Source organism: Enterovirga sp. CN4-39, assembly GCF_049446235.1.
In the GTDB taxonomy this organism is placed as follows: domain Bacteria; phylum Pseudomonadota; class Alphaproteobacteria; order Rhizobiales; family Beijerinckiaceae; genus Enterovirga.
On sequence record NZ_JBMSEF010000005.1, the window covers coordinates 25254 to 42349 of the forward strand.

The 17096-nt window shown below is 64.3% G+C and carries 22 protein-coding genes; 11 read left to right on the forward strand and 11 right to left on the reverse strand.

All coding sequences use genetic code 11. The annotated features are described in order from the left end of the window. Positions 1 to 19: 19 nt before the first annotated feature. Positions 20 to 661, forward strand: coding sequence for a hypothetical protein (locus tag ACO2SS_RS10170; protein ID WP_423277526.1), 642 nt, complete (start codon positions 20 to 22; stop codon positions 659 to 661). A gap of 117 nt (positions 662 to 778) precedes the next feature. On the opposite strand, the gene nusG is transcribed toward ACO2SS_RS10170, so the two are convergent. From nusG to ACO2SS_RS10195, 5 genes are all read right to left on the reverse strand, one after another. Further along, a complete protein-coding gene (gene nusG, locus ACO2SS_RS10175; protein ID WP_423277527.1) occupies positions 779 to 1429 on the reverse strand; it encodes a transcription termination/antitermination protein NusG in 651 nt (216 codons plus the stop codon). Next, entirely contained in the window at positions 1429 to 2433 is a 1005-nt protein-coding gene (locus ACO2SS_RS10180; RefSeq protein WP_423277528.1) for a toprim domain-containing protein, read from the reverse strand. Before ACO2SS_RS10180 ends, nusG begins: the two co-directional genes overlap by 1 nt. Further along, a complete protein-coding gene (locus ACO2SS_RS10185; RefSeq protein ID WP_423277529.1) occupies positions 2417 to 3892 on the reverse strand; it encodes a DEAD/DEAH box helicase in 1476 nt (491 codons plus the stop codon). Before ACO2SS_RS10185 ends, ACO2SS_RS10180 begins: the two co-directional genes overlap by 17 nt. Continuing rightward, entirely contained in the window at positions 3889 to 4512 is a 624-nt protein-coding gene (locus ACO2SS_RS10190; RefSeq protein ID WP_423277530.1) for a hypothetical protein, read from the reverse strand. The genes ACO2SS_RS10185 and ACO2SS_RS10190 overlap by 4 nt, the downstream gene beginning before the upstream one ends. Positions 4513 to 4704: 192 nt before the next feature. Beyond that, positions 4705 to 5067 carry a hypothetical protein gene (locus tag ACO2SS_RS10195; RefSeq protein WP_423277531.1) on the reverse strand — a complete coding sequence of 121 codons (363 nt, stop codon included), beginning with the start codon at positions 5065 to 5067 and terminating at the stop codon, positions 4705 to 4707. Between the two features lie 314 nt (positions 5068 to 5381). Between ACO2SS_RS10195 and ACO2SS_RS10200 the strand changes: the two genes are divergently transcribed. Then, a complete protein-coding gene (locus ACO2SS_RS10200) occupies positions 5382 to 5615 on the forward strand; it encodes a hypothetical protein (RefSeq protein WP_423277532.1) in 234 nt (77 codons plus the stop codon). A gap of 86 nt (positions 5616 to 5701) precedes the next feature. On the opposite strand, the gene ACO2SS_RS10205 is transcribed toward ACO2SS_RS10200, so the two are convergent. Beyond that, positions 5702 to 5899, reverse strand: coding sequence for a YdaS family helix-turn-helix protein (locus tag ACO2SS_RS10205; RefSeq protein ID WP_423277533.1), 198 nt, complete (start codon positions 5897 to 5899; stop codon positions 5702 to 5704). A 124-nt stretch (positions 5900 to 6023) separates the two neighbouring features. Between ACO2SS_RS10205 and ACO2SS_RS10210 the strand changes: the two genes are divergently transcribed. The 8 genes from ACO2SS_RS10210 to ACO2SS_RS10245 all read left to right on the forward strand — a co-directional run bounded on the left by ACO2SS_RS10210 (position 6024) and on the right by ACO2SS_RS10245 (position 11985). Then, positions 6024 to 6689 (forward strand): helix-turn-helix domain-containing protein, encoded by a 666-nt coding sequence (locus ACO2SS_RS10210; RefSeq protein ID WP_423277534.1) that lies wholly within the window; start codon positions 6024 to 6026, stop codon positions 6687 to 6689. A 199-nt stretch (positions 6690 to 6888) separates the two neighbouring features. Then, positions 6889 to 7803 (forward strand): hypothetical protein, encoded by a 915-nt coding sequence (locus ACO2SS_RS10215; RefSeq protein WP_423277535.1) that lies wholly within the window; start codon positions 6889 to 6891, stop codon positions 7801 to 7803. Between the two features lie 10 nt (positions 7804 to 7813). After that, a complete protein-coding gene (locus tag ACO2SS_RS10220; RefSeq protein WP_423277536.1) occupies positions 7814 to 8620 on the forward strand; it encodes a hypothetical protein in 807 nt (268 codons plus the stop codon). Beyond that, a complete protein-coding gene (locus ACO2SS_RS10225; protein WP_423277537.1) occupies positions 8617 to 9657 on the forward strand; it encodes a hypothetical protein in 1041 nt (346 codons plus the stop codon). Before ACO2SS_RS10220 ends, ACO2SS_RS10225 begins: the two co-directional genes overlap by 4 nt. Further along, positions 9654 to 9914 carry a pyocin activator PrtN family protein gene (locus ACO2SS_RS10230; protein WP_423277538.1) on the forward strand — a complete coding sequence of 87 codons (261 nt, stop codon included), beginning with the start codon at positions 9654 to 9656 and terminating at the stop codon, positions 9912 to 9914. The genes ACO2SS_RS10225 and ACO2SS_RS10230 overlap by 4 nt, the downstream gene beginning before the upstream one ends. Positions 9915 to 9929: 15 nt before the next feature. Beyond that, positions 9930 to 11147 (forward strand): RelA/SpoT domain-containing protein, encoded by a 1218-nt coding sequence (locus ACO2SS_RS10235; RefSeq protein WP_423277539.1) that lies wholly within the window; start codon positions 9930 to 9932, stop codon positions 11145 to 11147. Positions 11148 to 11269: 122 nt separating this feature from the next. After that, positions 11270 to 11497 (forward strand): hypothetical protein, encoded by a 228-nt coding sequence (locus tag ACO2SS_RS10240; RefSeq protein ID WP_423277540.1) that lies wholly within the window; start codon positions 11270 to 11272, stop codon positions 11495 to 11497. Continuing rightward, complete coding sequence (locus ACO2SS_RS10245; protein ID WP_423277541.1) at positions 11497 to 11985, forward strand: hypothetical protein; 489 nt, start codon at positions 11497 to 11499, stop codon at positions 11983 to 11985. The genes ACO2SS_RS10240 and ACO2SS_RS10245 overlap by 1 nt, the downstream gene beginning before the upstream one ends. A 684-nt stretch (positions 11986 to 12669) precedes the next feature. On the opposite strand, the gene ACO2SS_RS10250 is transcribed toward ACO2SS_RS10245, so the two are convergent. Together ACO2SS_RS10250 and ACO2SS_RS10255 are read right to left on the reverse strand one after the other, a co-directional pair. Continuing rightward, positions 12670 to 13881, reverse strand: a complete 1212-nt coding sequence (locus ACO2SS_RS10250; RefSeq protein ID WP_423277542.1) for a GNAT family N-acetyltransferase — start codon at positions 13879 to 13881, stop codon at positions 12670 to 12672. A gap of 176 nt (positions 13882 to 14057) precedes the next feature. Next, a complete protein-coding gene (locus tag ACO2SS_RS10255; protein WP_423277543.1) occupies positions 14058 to 14261 on the reverse strand; it encodes an Rmf/CrpP fold protein in 204 nt (67 codons plus the stop codon). Between the two features lie 609 nt (positions 14262 to 14870). Between ACO2SS_RS10255 and ACO2SS_RS10260 the strand changes: the two genes are divergently transcribed. Then, entirely contained in the window at positions 14871 to 15536 is a 666-nt protein-coding gene (locus ACO2SS_RS10260) for an NUDIX hydrolase (RefSeq protein ID WP_423277544.1), read from the forward strand. On the opposite strand, the gene ACO2SS_RS10265 is transcribed toward ACO2SS_RS10260, so the two are convergent. The 3 genes from ACO2SS_RS10265 to ACO2SS_RS10275 all read right to left on the reverse strand — a co-directional run bounded on the left by ACO2SS_RS10265 (position 15526) and on the right by ACO2SS_RS10275 (position 17075). Continuing rightward, positions 15526 to 15861: an HPF/RaiA family ribosome-associated protein gene (locus ACO2SS_RS10265; RefSeq protein WP_423277545.1), complete on the reverse strand. Its 336-nt coding sequence runs from the start codon at positions 15859 to 15861 to the stop codon at positions 15526 to 15528. The two genes, ACO2SS_RS10260 and ACO2SS_RS10265, sit on opposite strands and share 11 nt — an antisense overlap. Positions 15862 to 16125: 264 nt before the next feature. Beyond that, a complete protein-coding gene (locus tag ACO2SS_RS10270; protein WP_423277546.1) occupies positions 16126 to 16566 on the reverse strand; it encodes a VOC family protein in 441 nt (146 codons plus the stop codon). Positions 16567 to 16577: 11 nt separating this feature from the next. Next, a complete protein-coding gene (locus tag ACO2SS_RS10275; protein ID WP_423277547.1) occupies positions 16578 to 17075 on the reverse strand; it encodes a glutathione peroxidase in 498 nt (165 codons plus the stop codon). Positions 17076 to 17096: the final 21 nt, after the last annotated feature.

Sequence of the window (17096 nt, forward strand, 5' to 3'; positions counted from 1 at the left end):
TGGGATCGGATCGTCAGCCATGCCGCAGCCGTATCGTCGGAAGGCCCCGATCATAATGCACCCGGAGGCGCTGCTAAAGCGCCCGTTCATCAGCGGGCTCGTCGCCCAGTCGATCGCGTCGTTCTCGCGTGCCGAACTCGCTATGGCTTCGCTCTTTGCCGTGGCCTTACGTGTGGACGAACGGATCGCGCTCGAAATCTATCTAGGTCTCAAAGACAGCGCGAGGAACGCCACGTTCGATAGCGTCATCCGGAACCGGCTCGATGCGGACGAGTACAAAGACCTAAGTGGACTACGCGCCAAGCTGAAATCGCTTTCCGCTTGGAGGAACAGCTTTGCTCACGACATTTGGGCCATCACCCCCGATCTTCGGGAGCACGAGATTTGCCTGGTGGACAGCGCCAGCGCAGTTAGGTGGATCTCATCGCTCCACGTCCACGACGACGAAGAGGCAGTGTCGGCGCTCGTCTACACGGAGCGAGAGATCAACGAGTACCAGCAGTCACTTGAAGCGCTCGCATCCGACATAATGCGCTTCGGCAAGCGAATGATCGTAAAATACGCGTGGCCAGTTCGTCCGCCCAAGCCCGAGCCGCCCTCCCCTGGAGGGGATACATTTCCCCGAGTTCCAGAAGCAGAAAGTCTGAGAGACGCTCCGTAGCATCCGACGCCGGGCGCTCCGCTTCCTGAGAGGCGGGCGCTTGAGTGCCGGCCTGTTCGCCTCTGTCTATCTCGCTCATGACGCTAACTCAAATATTGAGCTGAGATAATAAACCTATCATTGGCATCTCAGGTCTGCGAGGGGGATCTTCGTAATGGTGTCACGACCGAACATCCGGACGATAACGCGGATCGGGTCATCGGGAGCTGCCTCGCGAGGCACCGCGTCTTTGGTCCTGGCATTGCAGCCGGAGAACATGCCCTTCGTGATTACGAGCGCCTGGCCGGCCTCGTAGGTGTTCTTCGTCTCGTCGTACTGGCCAGAGGCGACTTCGCCCGCGAGCTGCACCAAGTTCTCGATGGGCATCCGGACGGGCCTTCCGCCACGGTCGCCAAGGATGGCGTGGACGCTCTCGACCGACTTGAGGCGCGCCCAATCATCATCGCTGATGTAGCCGCGCGGGCCCGAGCCGATGCCCACGAGCACATACCGGAGGAGCAAAGGACGCTCGAGCTGGCGCTTCACCCGGAACCGGCTGGAGTTCCAGTAGGTCTGCACCGGGAGGAACACGTCGAAGCCGAGCTTCTGCAGCTCCCGCCGTATCTCCCACTCCTGTCCTGGGTAGACGAAGAGGGCGAACCACGATCGGGACCAGATCGCCTCGACCGCTGGCGGGAGTGTGGGCTGATCGAGGAGGATGACGCGCTTTGCCGCGAGCCGATCCCTGGCCTTCTGGACGCTCTGCGCCTTCACCGCCACTGCTACCACTAGCGTCTTCTTTTCTGCGGTTCGGGCTCCTGCAGGCCAGCGGAGCACTCGATCAGCCGGGTTCGGCGACGAGCTTCAGACGCCCTCTCGAGGAGGACGTCGTTCCAGTCGAAGCCGGCGCGATCTGGGATCTCGACCCGCACCGTTCGCCCGCGGACCGCCAGGCGATGGGCGAGCGCGTGAGCGGCGGCCTGGCCGCCGAACTTCGGGTCGTTGTCCCCGAAGATGATCACCTCCCGGACGGCCTCCGGCGGGATCCAATGCGAGAGGATCGTGGTGTTCGTCGCCGCCCAGCACGGCACGCCGAAGATGCTGGCGGCGGCGAGCGCAGTCTCGATGCCCTCGGCGATCCCGAGAACATCCTCGTGAGGGAACAGCCTGACCGCGCTCCCCTTCGGGATCGTTCCTTCCATGATCCGGCGGGGCTTCTCGATAGCAGCCTTCTCGCCCATGCCGTTGAGATAGGTTCGATGCAGAATCGCGGGGCGGCCCTGAGGATCGCTGAGCATCGCGATCATGGCGGGGTGCCAGGTCGGGATGTCATCCTGATACCGCGCCCGCTGCGCGGTCCGGAGACACGGCGGAAAGGCCGTGAGGCCGACCCGGGCGCCAAGCCAGAGGGCGACTGGATCTCCGGCTTGAACGGGGCGGCTCGAAGCCCAGAGCCGGTTCATGGCCGCGCGCTTCTCGTCGTCCGTCCGTCCCGCCTTTCGAGCCGTGGCCAGGGCGCACCCCGAACCAATCACCTCCTCGATCCGTCGGGCAGCCTCACGGAACTCGATCTGGCCGACCGCCATCACGAGCTTGATCCCGTCGCCGGCCCCGCAGACCGAGCAGATGAACGTTCCGCGGCCATCCTTGTCGTCGAAGCGGAAGCGGTCCTTGCCGTCCTGACAGATCGGGCAGGCGGTATGCTTGCCGGTCAGGTAGCTCGGAGCGATCCCGAGCTGAGGCAGGATGGCGGGCCAACGGCCGGCCGCACGCGCGCTAAGAGGCTCGTGCATGGGCCGCCCCTCTTCCCTTGGCCCAGGCGATGTTCCTGGAGCGAACCCATCGCAGCACATCCCCCTCGGCGGGGATGCGGTGGTGCGACAGGTCGCGTGGCCAGACGCCGAACTTCTCCCGGTACTTCTGGCTGACCCAGCCCGACGAGTACCGGCGCTCCGCCGCGATGCTGTTCAGCATCGAGAACCAGCGCTGCTTCTCTGCCCGGCTCGGCTGAGCGCGCTTCGAGCCGCGGGTCAGCTCGACGAGTTCGCCATCCTCGCATTTGACCTTGGATTGTCGCTCAGGTTTGAAGCCGCAGCTAGGGCACTGCACCTCCTTCGGCTTCTTCAGGTACTGGCATTGCGGGCACTCCTTCGGGAGCGGCTGCTCGGTCTTCCGCTCGACCGGGGCGCGTCCCTTTCCGTCGTCCAGGTGCTCCTGATGGACATCGGTCACGAACCCGAGCCGGAGCGTCGTGTCCGAGTGGTCGAGGATGAGGCAGTCAGCCTTGCCAGGAGCGTTGCGCAGTCCCCGCCCGATGATCTGAACGTAGAGCATGCGGGACTTGGTCGGCCGGGCGAGCGAGATGCACCGGACGTCCCAGTCGATCCCGGTGGTGAGCGTCGCGACGTTGCACACCACCTTGATCCTGCCGGCCTGGAACGCTTGCCGGATCTGCTCGCGCTCCTCGCGGGTGGTGGCGTAGTCCACGTAGCCGGTCGGGACATCCGCGGCCTCGAACTGCTGCTGCAGCCGCTTGGCGTGCGCCCGGTTGACCGCGAAGCAGAGGGTTGGCCGGTCCTCTCCTCGAGCGAGCCAGGTCGAGACGACGTCGGCCACGAGGTGGGGCTTATCCATCGCCTCGGCGAGGTCGCTCGTGTGGAAGTCGCCCTGATGAGTGCGGACGCCCTTCAGGTCCGGATGGGTCGGCGCGAACACCCGAAACGGCGAGAGGTAACCCTGGTCGATCAGGTCGGCGGTGGTCCGAACGACGATCAGGTCGTCGAAGAACTTGCCCAAGCCACGGGTCCAAGGCGTCGCGGACAACCCGATGAACGGGACGCGAGCCCACTCGGGCTGGTTCATCCACTCGCCGTAGAACTCGAACCAGCGGTGGGCTTCGTCGATCAGGACGACGTCTGCCTGCAGAGGCTGGCGCCGCATCAGCGTCTGCACGCTGCAGACCTGGACCGGCTGCCGAGCGTCGGACATCGGGTGGAAGCCCTGCATCACCCCGATCGCGTCGATCCCCTCAGCCTCGAAGGCCTCCACGGTCTGGTCAATCAGAGACACGGCGGGGACGGTGAAGATCACCCGCTTGCCCCGGCTGAGCGCTCCCTCGACGATCATCGCCCCGAGCAGCGTCTTCCCGAAGCCCGTCGGCGCCTGCAGCATCGGGCGGCGCTTCCCAGCCAGGAGAGCCTGCCTCAGCCTCTCGACGGCCTCGAACTGGTGGTCGTGTGGGGTCGTCCTCATCGGGCCGCCCCGTTCAGCGAGATCGGCCCAGCCTCGCGTGTGGGGGCAGGTGTGCGAGTGCACGAGGCCTGAGCTCTACCATCCCTAGGTTTTCTCCCTTCCTGGCTAGGTGCTTCCTGTTCCTGTTCCTGTTCCTGGCTTCGGAGGGGCTTCGAAGCCCCTTCCGTCTTGGACGCGTTTCCAGCCCGCGGGACCCGCCGCTCCAGCAGGTGAAACGCTGGGGAATACCGATCGTAAAACTCTGTCAGGAAAGGGTTTTCTGGAAGGCTCGCATAAGCCTGCTGGACGTTCTTGGTCCGCTTGTCCGTCTCCTTCAGCGAGGGAGCGATTTGTCGGAGGGCCATGTCGATGACCCACACGACCTCCGATGCCTCATCGAACCGGCAGAACTCGGCTTCGATGCAGCCTTGGAGGCCCTTCGATGCCCCTTCGATGCCCAGACCTGTCTCGTGGGCAAGGTACAGCTTCGGGATGTAGTACAGCCCGAGCATGTTGCTGTGCGGCGAGGTTTCGAGGTAGACGGCGACAAGAAGGGCCTCCGGCCCGAATTTGCGCAGACGTCGACCCCCTTCGCTCATCCAGAACTGCGGATTGACCTGGGCATACGAGCGCATGATCAAGCCCCTTCCGGCAGCGCAGAACGGGCTGCGAAGGGGCTTCCGAGGAGCATCGAAGAGGGTAGCGCTTCGGGCATAGGATCACCGTTCCGGCAATCGCTTGCGCGAGCCGGCTGTTACGACAGGTCTGGGGTTGGTGGAGCGGTTAGGCCGCTGCGGGCTTAGGGCGGCCCCGTTGCTTGGCGCTTGATCTCCTCAAGTCTCTTCTCCTCGGCGATCCTGGCCCGCCGGGCTGACCACCATTCCTTCAGCAATCGCCAGAGCCGCATCGGCCTCCGCTCGTAGTGCTTGAAAGCGCGTTCGCTCGAGGTCGCGCTCTGCCTCGACTCTGTCACACACGCGCCGATACGCCTCGGCGAGGCTCAAGAAGTGCCGCAGCTCCACGACGACCGGGCGGCCACCGAGAAGCTTGCGCACCCACGACTCCGACACACCCGCGAGATCGGCGACGGCCGCATAGGCGGACATCTTCGACCCGCGTTTCCGACGCTCGCGATCGACCAAGGCCTCGGCAAAGGGCCTGGTCTTCGCGATCGCATCGTCGGCTGTGACGATCATTGTTCGCCTGCGCCCACGAATTGGTCCCACGCGCTCAATCCTCTGTGGTGATCTCGGATCACCGCAGCGGAGGCAGAACGATGGAGGGTGAAGACAGGGACACGTGGATCCACCTGGGCTCGGTCGCGAACGACATCTGCCACGACGTGAGTGCGCGACGAGCTCGGGAGAACGTCATCAGAGCGAGAGCAAGGCAGCGGCGGCGTCAGCGCGGCCGGCGACCCTCGCCTCGGCAAAGGAGCGCGGGACGCCGGTCGTCCCCGCTCACCGCCGTTCGAAAGGAGCCCTGAATGAGAGGGCGAAGGAGACCCAACGTGGGCGAATTCGATATCGGGCTGCTTGAGGTCGTGCGGGATGACGGCCCACCGTTTGTGCCGGAGTTCTACCAGGCGAACTTCGAGATCACGCAGGACAGCAACAGCTTCACCATGTCGGTTTGGATCGAGGTGGGTTCTGTCCCGACCGTCGACCTGATCCGGCACGCCATGAACCTGCTCCACCTGACGGCGGCTCAGTTGGCCAAGCAGACGGAGGGCTGGCGGATGTGATTCAAACCATGTCGGCGGATGCGTGGTCTTTTTGGGCCGTGGGCTTACGACACCGCCAAACTGCTCGCCTTTTTGAAGAGCCGAGTTCATTTCAGATCTCCGGTCGGCCAGAGATCCGGTCTGAGGGATGACCTCGACACGATCCGATCAGTTGCCCTTTCTATGGCCACGGCAGCTTCGGCACTGACGCGCCGCTGCCCATTCAAGAGCTTTGAGATCTGCTTGCTGAGACATGCCAGCCCTTCGCGCGAGCTTCGGCTGCGAGCCGGCAAGCTCGATGGCACGCGCGATTAGCTCCTGGCGGGACATTTACCCGAGATAACACCCCTTGGTGTTAATTTCAACCCCATTGCGCTGTGGCGCGGGTTTGACCGGGGTTGTACCGACGGACCAGGAGAACTCGACGTTATGACGAAGAGCAAGCTTGGCGCCGTCGCTCTCAACATGCGGCGCTTGAGGGAGCGGCTAGGATGGTCGCAGGAGCGCCTGGCGACCGAGGCCAAAACGAGTCAGACAACCATCGACAAGATTGAGCGGGGGTTGACCAAGCGTACAAGGTACCTGTCCCAGATCGCCTCAGCCCTAGGCGTAACCGTGGAGGCACTGGAGGCCGACCCCTCACTGGAAAAGGCGCTTAGGTGGTCGGTGGAGCGCAGAGAGTGGATCGAAGACGCACAGGCGTGGGATCCAGATCGATTGCCAGTTTTTTCGACGTTTGAGGGGCGCACGGGGACGATGACCGTGTCGAATGCTCCAATCAGTCATATCGGGCGGCCGTCGTTTATAAGAGAATCAAAGTCTGCGTACGCGATAGTTATCACCGGCAGATCGATGGCGCCGGAATTTGAACCTGGCGATATCGCCTTTATCGATCCAGAAGCCGAGCCGGCCGATACATCTTGCCTGTTTTACAACTCTCTTACGAGAGACGCGAACGCGATGCTTGCCCGCCTGGTCGGGTTCTCCGACGAAATATGGCTGACGCGTCAGTGGCATCCACTTACTGAGCGTCAACTAGTTCGGTCAGAGTGGCATGAGTGCCACCGAGTCCTCGGACGATACATTCGGCGGTAGTCGAACGAAAAGGGGTTGACGTAACACCATAAGGGGTTGATGCTGCCTTCGTCCCAAATGGTTGGAGGTGGCTACAGTGCTTGAGCATCACAGTGCGCGGAGCAGCGCTCCGTCTGTGTCGAGGCCTGCCGTTCTCATCGGCACCTTCACGCCGGTCGTATCCGGGCCGAACTCCGATCCCATCCCCCCGGACCAGTGGGTGGCTGAACCGGTCTACGCCTACGATCACGAGACGATCGACAGGGACTGCGACGCGGTCGCTCGCTGGCCAGCGTCCTGCGCAGAAGGCGCTGAGGTGCGTAGAGCCAGGCTCCATCGCGAACTCGATGAGGCGATGGACGCCGGCCAAGCGCCTGAACAGTGGCCGGCTGGCACCGTCCCGGTGATCCAGCAGGCACACGATGATCGGAAGGGCCTGCTGCAGTCGTATAACGAATGGCTCTTCTACGAGCGCCGGCTCCTCTGCAAAGAGCTGTTTCCTGACGAGCCGAATGCCGAGAGTTTCGTCCCGCAAAATACGGGCGCCTCGCGCTTCCACTTCCCCGACACGGGAAGCTGGCAGGATCAGCCCCAGCCTTCAGCGCGAGCTGCCGTCGTTCTTGCGGCTGCCGGATGCGACTGGCGCGACCAGGAACACCGGCCGTCCCGTTTGGCCGGCTTGCCGTCAATCGAGCAAGCGGCAGGTCCGGATCCAGACTTCGACAGCGTCGACGTGCTGTGGCGGCGCTGGCGGGAGCTCGGGCGCGAATGCGACCTGTTGCCGATCCATCCGGACGAGGACGACGAGGGCTCTCCTCTATCCTTCATTCGCGACCGCATCCGGGAGATCGAAGACGCGATCGCGCGGCAGACATCCTCACCGATGGCTGCAGCAGCCTGCATCTTGATCGAGATCGCCGGCAGCGTGATGGTTGACACCGTGCCTTCGGCCGAGCGGCGCTGGTTCGCCCTGAGCGCACTCAATTCGCTACGGCCTCACCTCCGCGGCGCCGTAGCTGAAACGGTCGCCTCCATCCTTGACCATCCCGATCGGGTACTCGGCGAGAGCATGCTGTTCTCGTACAAGGACGTGGTCCTCCCGGCAGACATGCCACTCCTCCAGGCAGCAGAGTGAGGGGCGGGCCATGAACATTCAGACCCCGCGCTCCTTCCTCTCCGCTACGGCTCTGACGCCGATCTCGGAAGCGCTTCGCTCCACCCCGGATGACCTCCGGGCAAAGGCGACGGTCCTCCGCGACTTGCTCCAGGTCGATCCCTCCCGCCCGCCGGCTGACGACCGCGAGGCGCTCGCGGCTTCGATCGTGAATGACATTCTGCGGGACGGGCCAAACGCTCAACCCGACCCGATCTTCGATCTCATCGACGAGTGCTGGCGCGCATTCGACCGCTATGACGAGGCGGCCAGGACAGACGACGATGCCGAGGCTCCCGCGACGAGACACGCGAGCGAGGAGTACTGGGCGGCCTGGCGCGCCGTCCTGGCATTTCGTCCGACCACACCGGAGGGCGTCCGGGCCCTTGCGCAATGCGCCCTGACCTTCTCTGACAAGATGGGGTCGGACGACTACCGCGATGAGGTGCTCCAGGCATTGGCTCGTAGCTCCGTCGCGGAACTCGTTGCCGAGGCGAAGGCGGCCGAGCAGGCCATGGTCGCGGCCTCCGAAGCGATCGACCAGTACGAACTCGGTCGAGCACCAACGGAGGCCGAAAAGGCAGCATTCGAGAGGGCGTATCAGGCAGAGCTGCGAGCGTTCCGCGCAGCTGTCTCCGCCAAGCCCCAATCGGCCGAGGATGTCCGGCTCCAGGTCGAGCTGATCAAGAGCCGGTATGAGGCTTCGGTCGCAGATCCGGGCGAAGGCCTCTTCGCCTTCCTGGACAGCATCCAGGCTTACGTATCGGAGTTGAAATCGGTCGAGGAGGCGCAACCGTGAAGCGCGCCATCACGGCGATCGAGCTGCCGGGGGTGATCCCCGGCACGCCGCCTACACCCAAGCCGGAGCTCACCTGGATCAGCCCGGCTGACCTCGTGGTCGATGAGGCTTACCAGCGGGACCTCTCGGACCGCTCGGTCAAGCTCATCCGCCGGATCGTCGAGGCCTGGGACTGGCGGCGCTTCAAGCCGCCGATCGTCACGTGGACCGACGAAGGCCTCGAGGTGATCGACGGCCAGCACTCGGCGACCGCGGCAGTCTGCCATCCCGGGATCGACACCATTCCGGTCGTGGTGGTCGAGGCGACGGAGCGGCAGGATCGCGCCTCGGCCTTCATCGGCCACAACCGGGACCGCATCGGCGTGACCGCTGCCCAGATGCAGGTTGCCGCAGTCGCTGCCGGCGACAAAGACGCGCTCGCCGTCGAGGCGGCATGCCGCCTGGCGAACGTCCGTCTTCTCCGAGTCCCGCCCTCGAGGGGCGACTATCAGCCGGGCGAGACGATCGCGGCAGGCCAGATCGGGCTGCTCGTAAAAAAGCGCGGGGTCGAGAAGGCAGCCGAGATCCTGACCGTCCTGGCCCTCGCCGGCTTTGCGCCGATCCAGGCCAGCCACATCAAGGCCGTGGAGCAGATCCTCACCGACGAGGAGGCCCCGGTCAGGCCGGAGGATCTTACGCGGGCCGTTATGGCGCTCGGCATGGGGCCCGCCGAGAAGGAGGCGAAGCTCTTTGCTGGCACGCACAATGTCCCGCTCTGGCGAGGGCTGGTCGCGGTATGGCTGCAAGCTCTGAAGAAGCGCCGGAGGCCGGCAGCGGCGGCGAAGGATGAGGCTGGTATCGCACCGCCCTCCCCCGCGCCGAGCGCTCGTCCGACTGATCCCGAGACTCCCAGCCGACCCGAGCAGCCAGCGTCCGGCGGCGGTTACGTGCCTGGCCCGCTCATGAAGCGGTGCCCCGTCTGCGACCGATCCTACGTGGGCGGGCGAGCGTCGACGAAGTGCCAGGACTGCGCTGGCGAACAGGAAGACAGGCCATGAACACCGCCTTCCTGCTCTTGGCACAGTACGACGGCCAAGCGGTGATCCCAATCGATCGCGTCTGCCGCGACTATTTCTCGCACCTCACTCCGGACAAGCTGGTCCGGAAGATCTCAGCCGGCGAGATCGCGCTCCCGATGGTTCGAATGGAAACGAGCCAGAAAGCCGCAAAGGGGGTACACCTTCAGGATCTCGCGCGATGGATCGACAAGCGCGCCGAGGCAGCACGGAAGGAGTGCCAGCAGCTGACCGGTTAAGCCGAGGACGATTCGTTGCGCGCGTTCCGCTCAGGTACAAACGACCATGCGGGTGATTCGCCGAAGGCGCCCGTCTCGGACGACGACATGGGCGACTTCCCACAGCTTGAGTTCTCGATCGACCAAGTTAAGCGGGCCGGGGAGCTGTTGCGAGAAGATCTGATCTGGAGCGCAGACCGCGAACCCGAGATCCGCGAAGTCTTTCGCATCGCCAATAACTGGCGAGAAAGCCACGCCCTGCCGATGCACCGCATCCGGCAGTTCATGACGAGCCGGCTTAGAAGCGCTTCGTGCACGGGATTGACCGCCGCTCGTCTCAAGCGGATGAGTTCCGTTCGCAAAAAGCTGCGAACTCAACCCACGAAGCTCCATCGGATGCAGGATCTCGGCGGGTGCCGTGCAATCCTGACCTCGATGGATGAGGTGAGGCGGCTACTGCCCACACTCAGAGAATCAGAGCGCTACAGGGTCTACCGAGAGACAGATTATATTAGCTCACCGAAACCCGACGGGTACAGGTGTCACCACCTGATGGTCGAGTTTAGGGGCGAGGGCTCGCTTGCTCCTTTCGACGGACGGCGTATCGAGCTTCAGGTCCGATCGCGGCTACAACATTCGTGGGCAACTGCCGTCGAAGCCGTCGGCCTTTATCGGAGCGAGGACTTCAAGGGCGGAAGTGGTGATCCTCAATGGAGACGCCTGTTCGCCTTGATGTCAGCTGAGCTCGCCTCAGTTGAGCGCTGCCCCGAGCCAGCCGATGTCGGCGATGCAGCTTCTCGCGCGGCAGAGTTGCGCGAGCTGAACGAACGCCTTGATGCAGTCGAGGTTCTTGAGCGCCTGAGGCAGACAATCCGCTACGCGAAGACTTACCTCGATCCGCTCGTGCGGCCTGACTACTTCTTGGTCCGCTTCGATCCGGCAACCCGGCTCGTCACGATCGATTACAAGTATGGTGCAAAGGTTGGCACATCGTCGTTGAACGAGGCAGAGTTGCGTGACGAGGTGGGCTCGGTCCAATCGGACACTGTTCTGATCGAGGCAGACCGCCTAGAGCAGCTCGAGCAGGCGTATCCGAACTACTTCGGCGACGTTCACATTTTCGCTCAGAACCTCAGCGACATCGCGCGAGGGAAAGGAGCGAGGGAGTACACGCTTCCGCCCCGGTCGGCACCACCCCCGCCCCCGTATGAAGCTCCGGACGCCTCTTGGTTTCGTCGCGTCACACGCCGGTGAACGATGGAGGAAAGTCGCCAGTGGACCGAACCGCGCAGGACCCTTGCCGCGCCAGGGCTCGGCCCCGATAGTACCTTCGTCGACTGCGGGACGAATCCATGGCCGACAAGGGAGATCGCTTCTTGAGCAAGAGCTTCAAAGTCGGGCGGCCGGTCATCATCGGCACCTATGCGAAGAAGCGCCAGACCCGGACCCTCGACGCCGCCTCGGTCGGTTCCGTTAAGATCATCGGCCGCGACACCTTCAAGAAGGCGGCCAAGACCGCCAGCCAGGCGCTCGAACAGACGATCCGGGCAAACACCGTTGCCAACCGGCGGCTCGTTGACGGAAAGCCCGACCGCAAGCGCTGATGCCGGAGCAGCCACCACCCTACAACCCGATCTTCACCCGCTTCGTAGAGCTGGAGCGGGGTGGAGACGAGCAGATCCAGGGCCTGATCGCGTACGGCCTCTACAAGGTCGCGAAACGGGAATGGGTGCGGGGCATTTCGGAGGTCAGCGGCCTGAAGCCCACCGAGACGCAGCTCGCCGACTATGCCGCAACCTGGACCGAGAGCCGGCTGAAGGGCCTTGAGGACCAGGCGCAGAACGCTCTCGCCCGGTTCGCCGAGGTGGTCGTCGAGGAGAACACGCCGTCTATCCGCGAGGAGGCGCTCCGCGGGACGAGTTGGAAGTCGATCGGGACCTCGATCGCCGCGAATTTCATCTACACCCTACTTCTGATCGCGATCGTGGTCCTCCTCAGAGTGGCCGGAGTGGATCTCTTATCTATTGCCGGTTCAGTCGGAACGGGCGGACAGGCGCCAAATCCGGCAGCAACCACCAAGCCAGGCCCTTGATTGCGACCGGCACGCGCCGTCTGGTAGCGCGGAGCCTTGGAAACCCCCGTCGACACTGGCCTACCTGTCGCCCAATTGAGGAATCTCGACGAGCTTAGCGCCGTCCGCGCCGAGGCAGTTCGCGGCCTGAAGCGCTACGCGTGATCGTGATGGTACTGCAATTGGTACAGCATCCGGCCGCACCGAGCCGTTCAACGCTCTGCGCGGCAGAATTGTCGATCCAATCCATCATGGGCGCAATCGTGAACTGGTACCCTCTGAGATCGCTGGGAATGTTGGCCTTCACCGTCACTTGGCCGCCGCGGCTCCTGTCTTGTTTCGACGCCATTTCAACGCGCTTCGACCCGTGTCGGTGCTTGCTACGGCAAGCGCGACGTGGCGCGACGGGATACCATGCCTGGATTGCAATCCAAAAAGGGCGGCGCGCTCGCGTGCCGAGAGAGGATGCCGCCGAAGCCCTGCAGGCACCTGCGCCCAATTCGTGACAGGTATGTTGGCTGAAAGCCGCTAAGTCCGGTGACAGGTCGGGGTGGTGCCCCGGCGAGGATACAAGACATGAACCGCCGCATGTTGTGGGGCGTCATCGCGCTCGGCTTCGCCTCGGGCTACGCTTTCATGAGATGGGCATTCCCGGGCATGTGGGGATCGTGAGCGGTCACGATAGCGGAGACCTGCCCTCGAGCCTCAGACGAATGCCATTTGCGCGCACGATGGTCCGAACTCTTCGATGAACTGGTTCAACAGGTCGCGCGGCACCAGCCCAGGCTGATCTCGCGCTGCCGCGACGGGCTCGAGCTCCAGGAGGCCTGGATCCCCCGGCCAGACTGCGCCAGCCAGACCGATGTGAGCGGGCCTGCCCCGGATGGCGGAGTTCATGACGTCGAAGCCGTCGATCGCGAGGCACGCCAGGCTGGCGAGGCTGCGGGGATAGAACCTGATGGTGCTGTGGTTCTGCAGCTCGACACCCCACCACTTGTTCCAGTCAGAGACGCGACCAAGGAACTCGAACCGCTGCAGACCCGCGTCGCAGGCGTAGCGGATCGTTTCGAGCGTGAGGAGCGTTCCGGGGGAGACCTTATGGAAAGTCTCGTCGTAGGCGATCTTCAGCTCCCAAAGGCAACCGTTGTGCGCGATCGCCAGTCTCGCTGCGACAGTGTCATCGCCGATCCGAAGAAAGAACAGGCGGAGGCGGCCGTCTTCAGCCAGAGCCCTGGAGTAGGTTTCGAAGAAGCGCTTCCGCGCTGGATTGGGCAGAATGGCGGAACCGCAACTACCCTTCCACCCTGATGCCTCGAGCCGCAGGAAGGCCGAGAGGGAGACGTCCACTTGATCGGGCTCGGGAGCTATGGCCGTCATGCTCACCGGGCCGAGCTTCTCCGCAAGTCTCAGCTTTCGGCGGATGTCGGCTCGGCGAGAACTCGATATCCGGCTCAGGACCTCTTCGAAGCCGCCACAGAGCGGAACGGCTGGACTGGTCCCGCCGTCACTCACGTGCATGAAATCGCCGTATCCCAAGGCCGAGCGCAGGGCGACCGTCTCGGGACCGTTCGCAGGCACGCGTGACAGAAGGATCGGTCGTCCGATCTGCCGCAGTTCGGCAAGGAGCTCCTCAAGAGGAGCCAAGCCGGAATAGAGCAACTGAGAAGGCTCGTGCAGATCGCGACCGATGGACCTGTAGCGCGACACGCCTCTGCTGCCGACGCACTCGAAGGGAGCGATCGCCGCTGGCTCTCCCTTCTTGACCAGCACGTAGATCGCAGGCGCAGCCTGACTGGCCGCTAGGGCTGCCGAGAAGAACTCGTGCCTGAGAAGCGGGCTTCGCTGTCGGTCGGCGAGGTGGTTCCACGCCGCACGCAGCGACTGGAATTCATCCCAGGTGTCGATGAGCTTCAGCACGAGCCCGAGGCCCCTTCAGCCATCCGTATGAGCGCTCTGGCGCTCGAGTCCAAGCATCTACGACGTGGTACCCATGCCGGCAGCCGATACCGACTTGCGTCCCATCCCTCTGGAGGAAAGCCGCCTCCGCAAGCCGTGCCGCTTTTCGCGAGCTTCTTCGCCGGGCCGGCCGCCCCTCATGCCGCCTCGTCACGACGCTGATCGGGCGGCGTTGCCGTGATGGGGGCGAGCACGGTGAAGGTTCCGTCGTCGGCACACCGCCACCCATCCAGCCAGAGTTCGTGTTGGAGGGAATTAACCGGGTAAGGGCAGCTCTCGATGGGCAGGCCGTCCAATCCTGCCTCGGCTCCTTCGTTCAGGAATTTGCTACGGTCGAACATCGCGGCACTCCTTCAGGAGGGCTCGCCAAGAAAACGCCCGTGGAAGCCGAGAGTTCAGAACCTCGGGTCGGGACTCGTGGAGGCGCGGCGCTTCACCGTGTACCGGGACGGCCCATCGCCTGCCGACCGCTCCTGCCCGGCTCCATGGTGACGGAGAGTCGCGTGGCCCACCTGCTCCGGCTGTCGCCTCAGGACAGCGCCTTTTACTGTCAGATCTCCTCCGCCATCCCTGCCTCGCAATCATCCGGAAACGGCCGGAACGGAAGAACCTCTCCTACAGAAGGCCGGGGCACGATCAGTGAGTCAGGTGACGAGGGGCAATCGTTTGGGCCGGGTCTCGCCGGCTTATCTCCTGACGCTAGCTTCGGCCCTGCTCCCGCAACCGGCCTCCGCCCAGGACGTCTCCTCGGATCGCGCGGAGATGGATCTCGCGGCAGGACGTGCGCTGTTTCAGAACTCGCCGTTGTACGACCGGATCGTCGAAGTGCGCCGCCCGGTCGTGCTGACCGCAGCCGAGGCTCCCGTGCGGCCAGCCACCCCGACCGTCGAACCAAGGCAGCGGCCGGTCAGAGTGATCCTTCCGTCGCCATACCAAGACTGGCGGGACCGGTGAGAGAGATCCTGCCGGGCTGCCGCGACACCTCGATGGAGACCCCGATGAAGTGGGAGGTGCGACGCTCGCGGTACGTGCTGGAGGATCGCTGGATTCGCGTGCGGGCTGACGATTGCGTCAACCCGCGGGGGACGGAGATCTCGCCGTTCTATGTCCTCGAATATCGGGATTTCGCCCACGTGGTCGCGACCGACGCGCAGGATCGGGTCGTTCTGGTCCGCCTCTACCGTCACGGTCGCGGCGAGGTATCCCTCGAGCTCCCGGGCGGGATCATGAACCCGGGCGAGACGAACCCCGTCGCGGCCGGCCTGCGCGAGTTGCAGGAGGAGACCGGCTACACGGGGGGCACGGCTCGAAAGCTCCTGACCCTAGCCCCGAACCCCGCCAATTTCAGCAACGGCCTGCATCTGATCCGCGTGGAAGGCGCGACGGCCGGCCCTCGCCAGATCGACGAGGCCGAAGAGACGGAGGTGGTTCTTCTCTCGCGCGAGGAGGCACTCGCGGCAGCGAGGTCGGGCGGCATGCTGAATGCGCAGCACGTCGGATTACTGTTCCTCGCCTTGACGGCCTCGGCGCCTTCGTCACGAAGCGAGACGGTCGAAGTGGCCGCCCCGGCAGATCCGGAGCCAGGGCAGCCGAGACCGGACTGGCTCAGGCGCTGAGGATGCGCTCCGGACGGTGCACCCGGCTCTCCCTGACGAGCCGCTTGGCGCGCCGAAGCTGCTTTGCGACCTTCCCGAGGGCGGTGCGGAAAGCGAGGGGGACGTCCTTTCCCTTGGCCTCGCCGGTCATCATGTTGAAGCCGCCCATCTGCATGTTCACGGAGCAGCGATAGAACCGGCCCTCATGGGCAACGTGCACGGAGGCAGTGGTCAGGTTGCCGAGGTGCTTTTTGGCGATGCGCCTGATCTCGTCCTGCGCGGCCTGCGAAAATCGCTCACCGAGTTCCACGTTGGAGCTGCCCACCGTGATGTTCTCGTCGCTCATACGTCCTCCTCTTGTCCAGGGAACTGAACGCCCGGAAGCCGAAGGGGTTCGTCTCGAGGAACAAACAATCGCGGCCGGATGGGCTTCGGGTCGCGGATCGCCGGAGGAGGGGCTTGGGAATCGCGTCAGGCCTGCCGTGCGGGGCGCGAGCTAGTCGCGGCGGCGCCTGGAAGAGGTGCCGCCGCGGGTAGAAGCTTGCGGGAGCCGGACCGGCCGAGGCGCTTTGGCTCCCTCAGGTAAGCAGGCCCCGAGCCCGTCCTTGAGCTACCAGGTTCCCGTGTTCGGCATCGACTTCCATGGTTCGGCCGGCTCCTTCGAGCCGCCCTTGTGCAGGAGCTCGATCGAGATGCCGTCCGGCGACTTGATGAAGGCCATGCGGCCGTCGCGCGGCGGGCGATTGATGGTCACGCCGGCATCCATCAGCTTCTGGCAGGTCTCGTAGATGTCATCCACGTTGTAGGCGAGGTGCCCGAAATTGCGGCCGCCGGTGTAGGTCTCCGGGTCCCAATTGTAGGTGAGCTCGACGGTCGGAGCCTGGTCCCGCTTCGCCCGCTCGACATCGCCCGGCGCCGCGAGAAACACGAGGGTGTACCGGCCGGCCTCGTTCTCCATGCGCCGGACCTCCACGAGGCCGAGCTTGTTGCAGTACCAGTCGAGCGACTGATCGAGATCCTTCACGCGGACCATCGTGTGCAGGTATTCCATGGTTCGTCCTTTCAGGCGGTGGGCTCAGGGCCGAGAAGCTTGCGGATGGCGGGCTCGAGTGCCCGCGGATGAGCACGGGGCGCAAAGCGTGCGGTAACGTCACCCTGCCGGTCCACGAGGAACTTCGTGAAGTTCCACTTGATGCTCCTCGTGCCCAGGATGCCGCGCTTCGCCGATTTCAGAAACGCGTAGAGTGGGTGAGTGTTCGGGCCGTTGACCTCGAGCTTGGCGAAAACAGGGAAGGTCACGTCGTAGGCGACCCGGCAGAAGGTCCGGATCTCCTCCTGATTGCCGGGCTCCTGGGAGCCGAACTGGTTGCAGGGGAAGGCCAGCACCGAGAAGCCGAGCGGCTCCAGCTTCCGATGCAGTTCCACGAGTTCCCCGTATTGCGGCGTGTAGGCGCAGAAGCTCGCCGTGTTCACGATCAAAAGCACTCGTCCCCGGTAGCGGCTGAGGGGCACGCCCTGCCCTTCCCCGTCCTGGACCTCGAAATCGTAGATGCTCGGCACCTGTCCGCAACGCTCCAAACG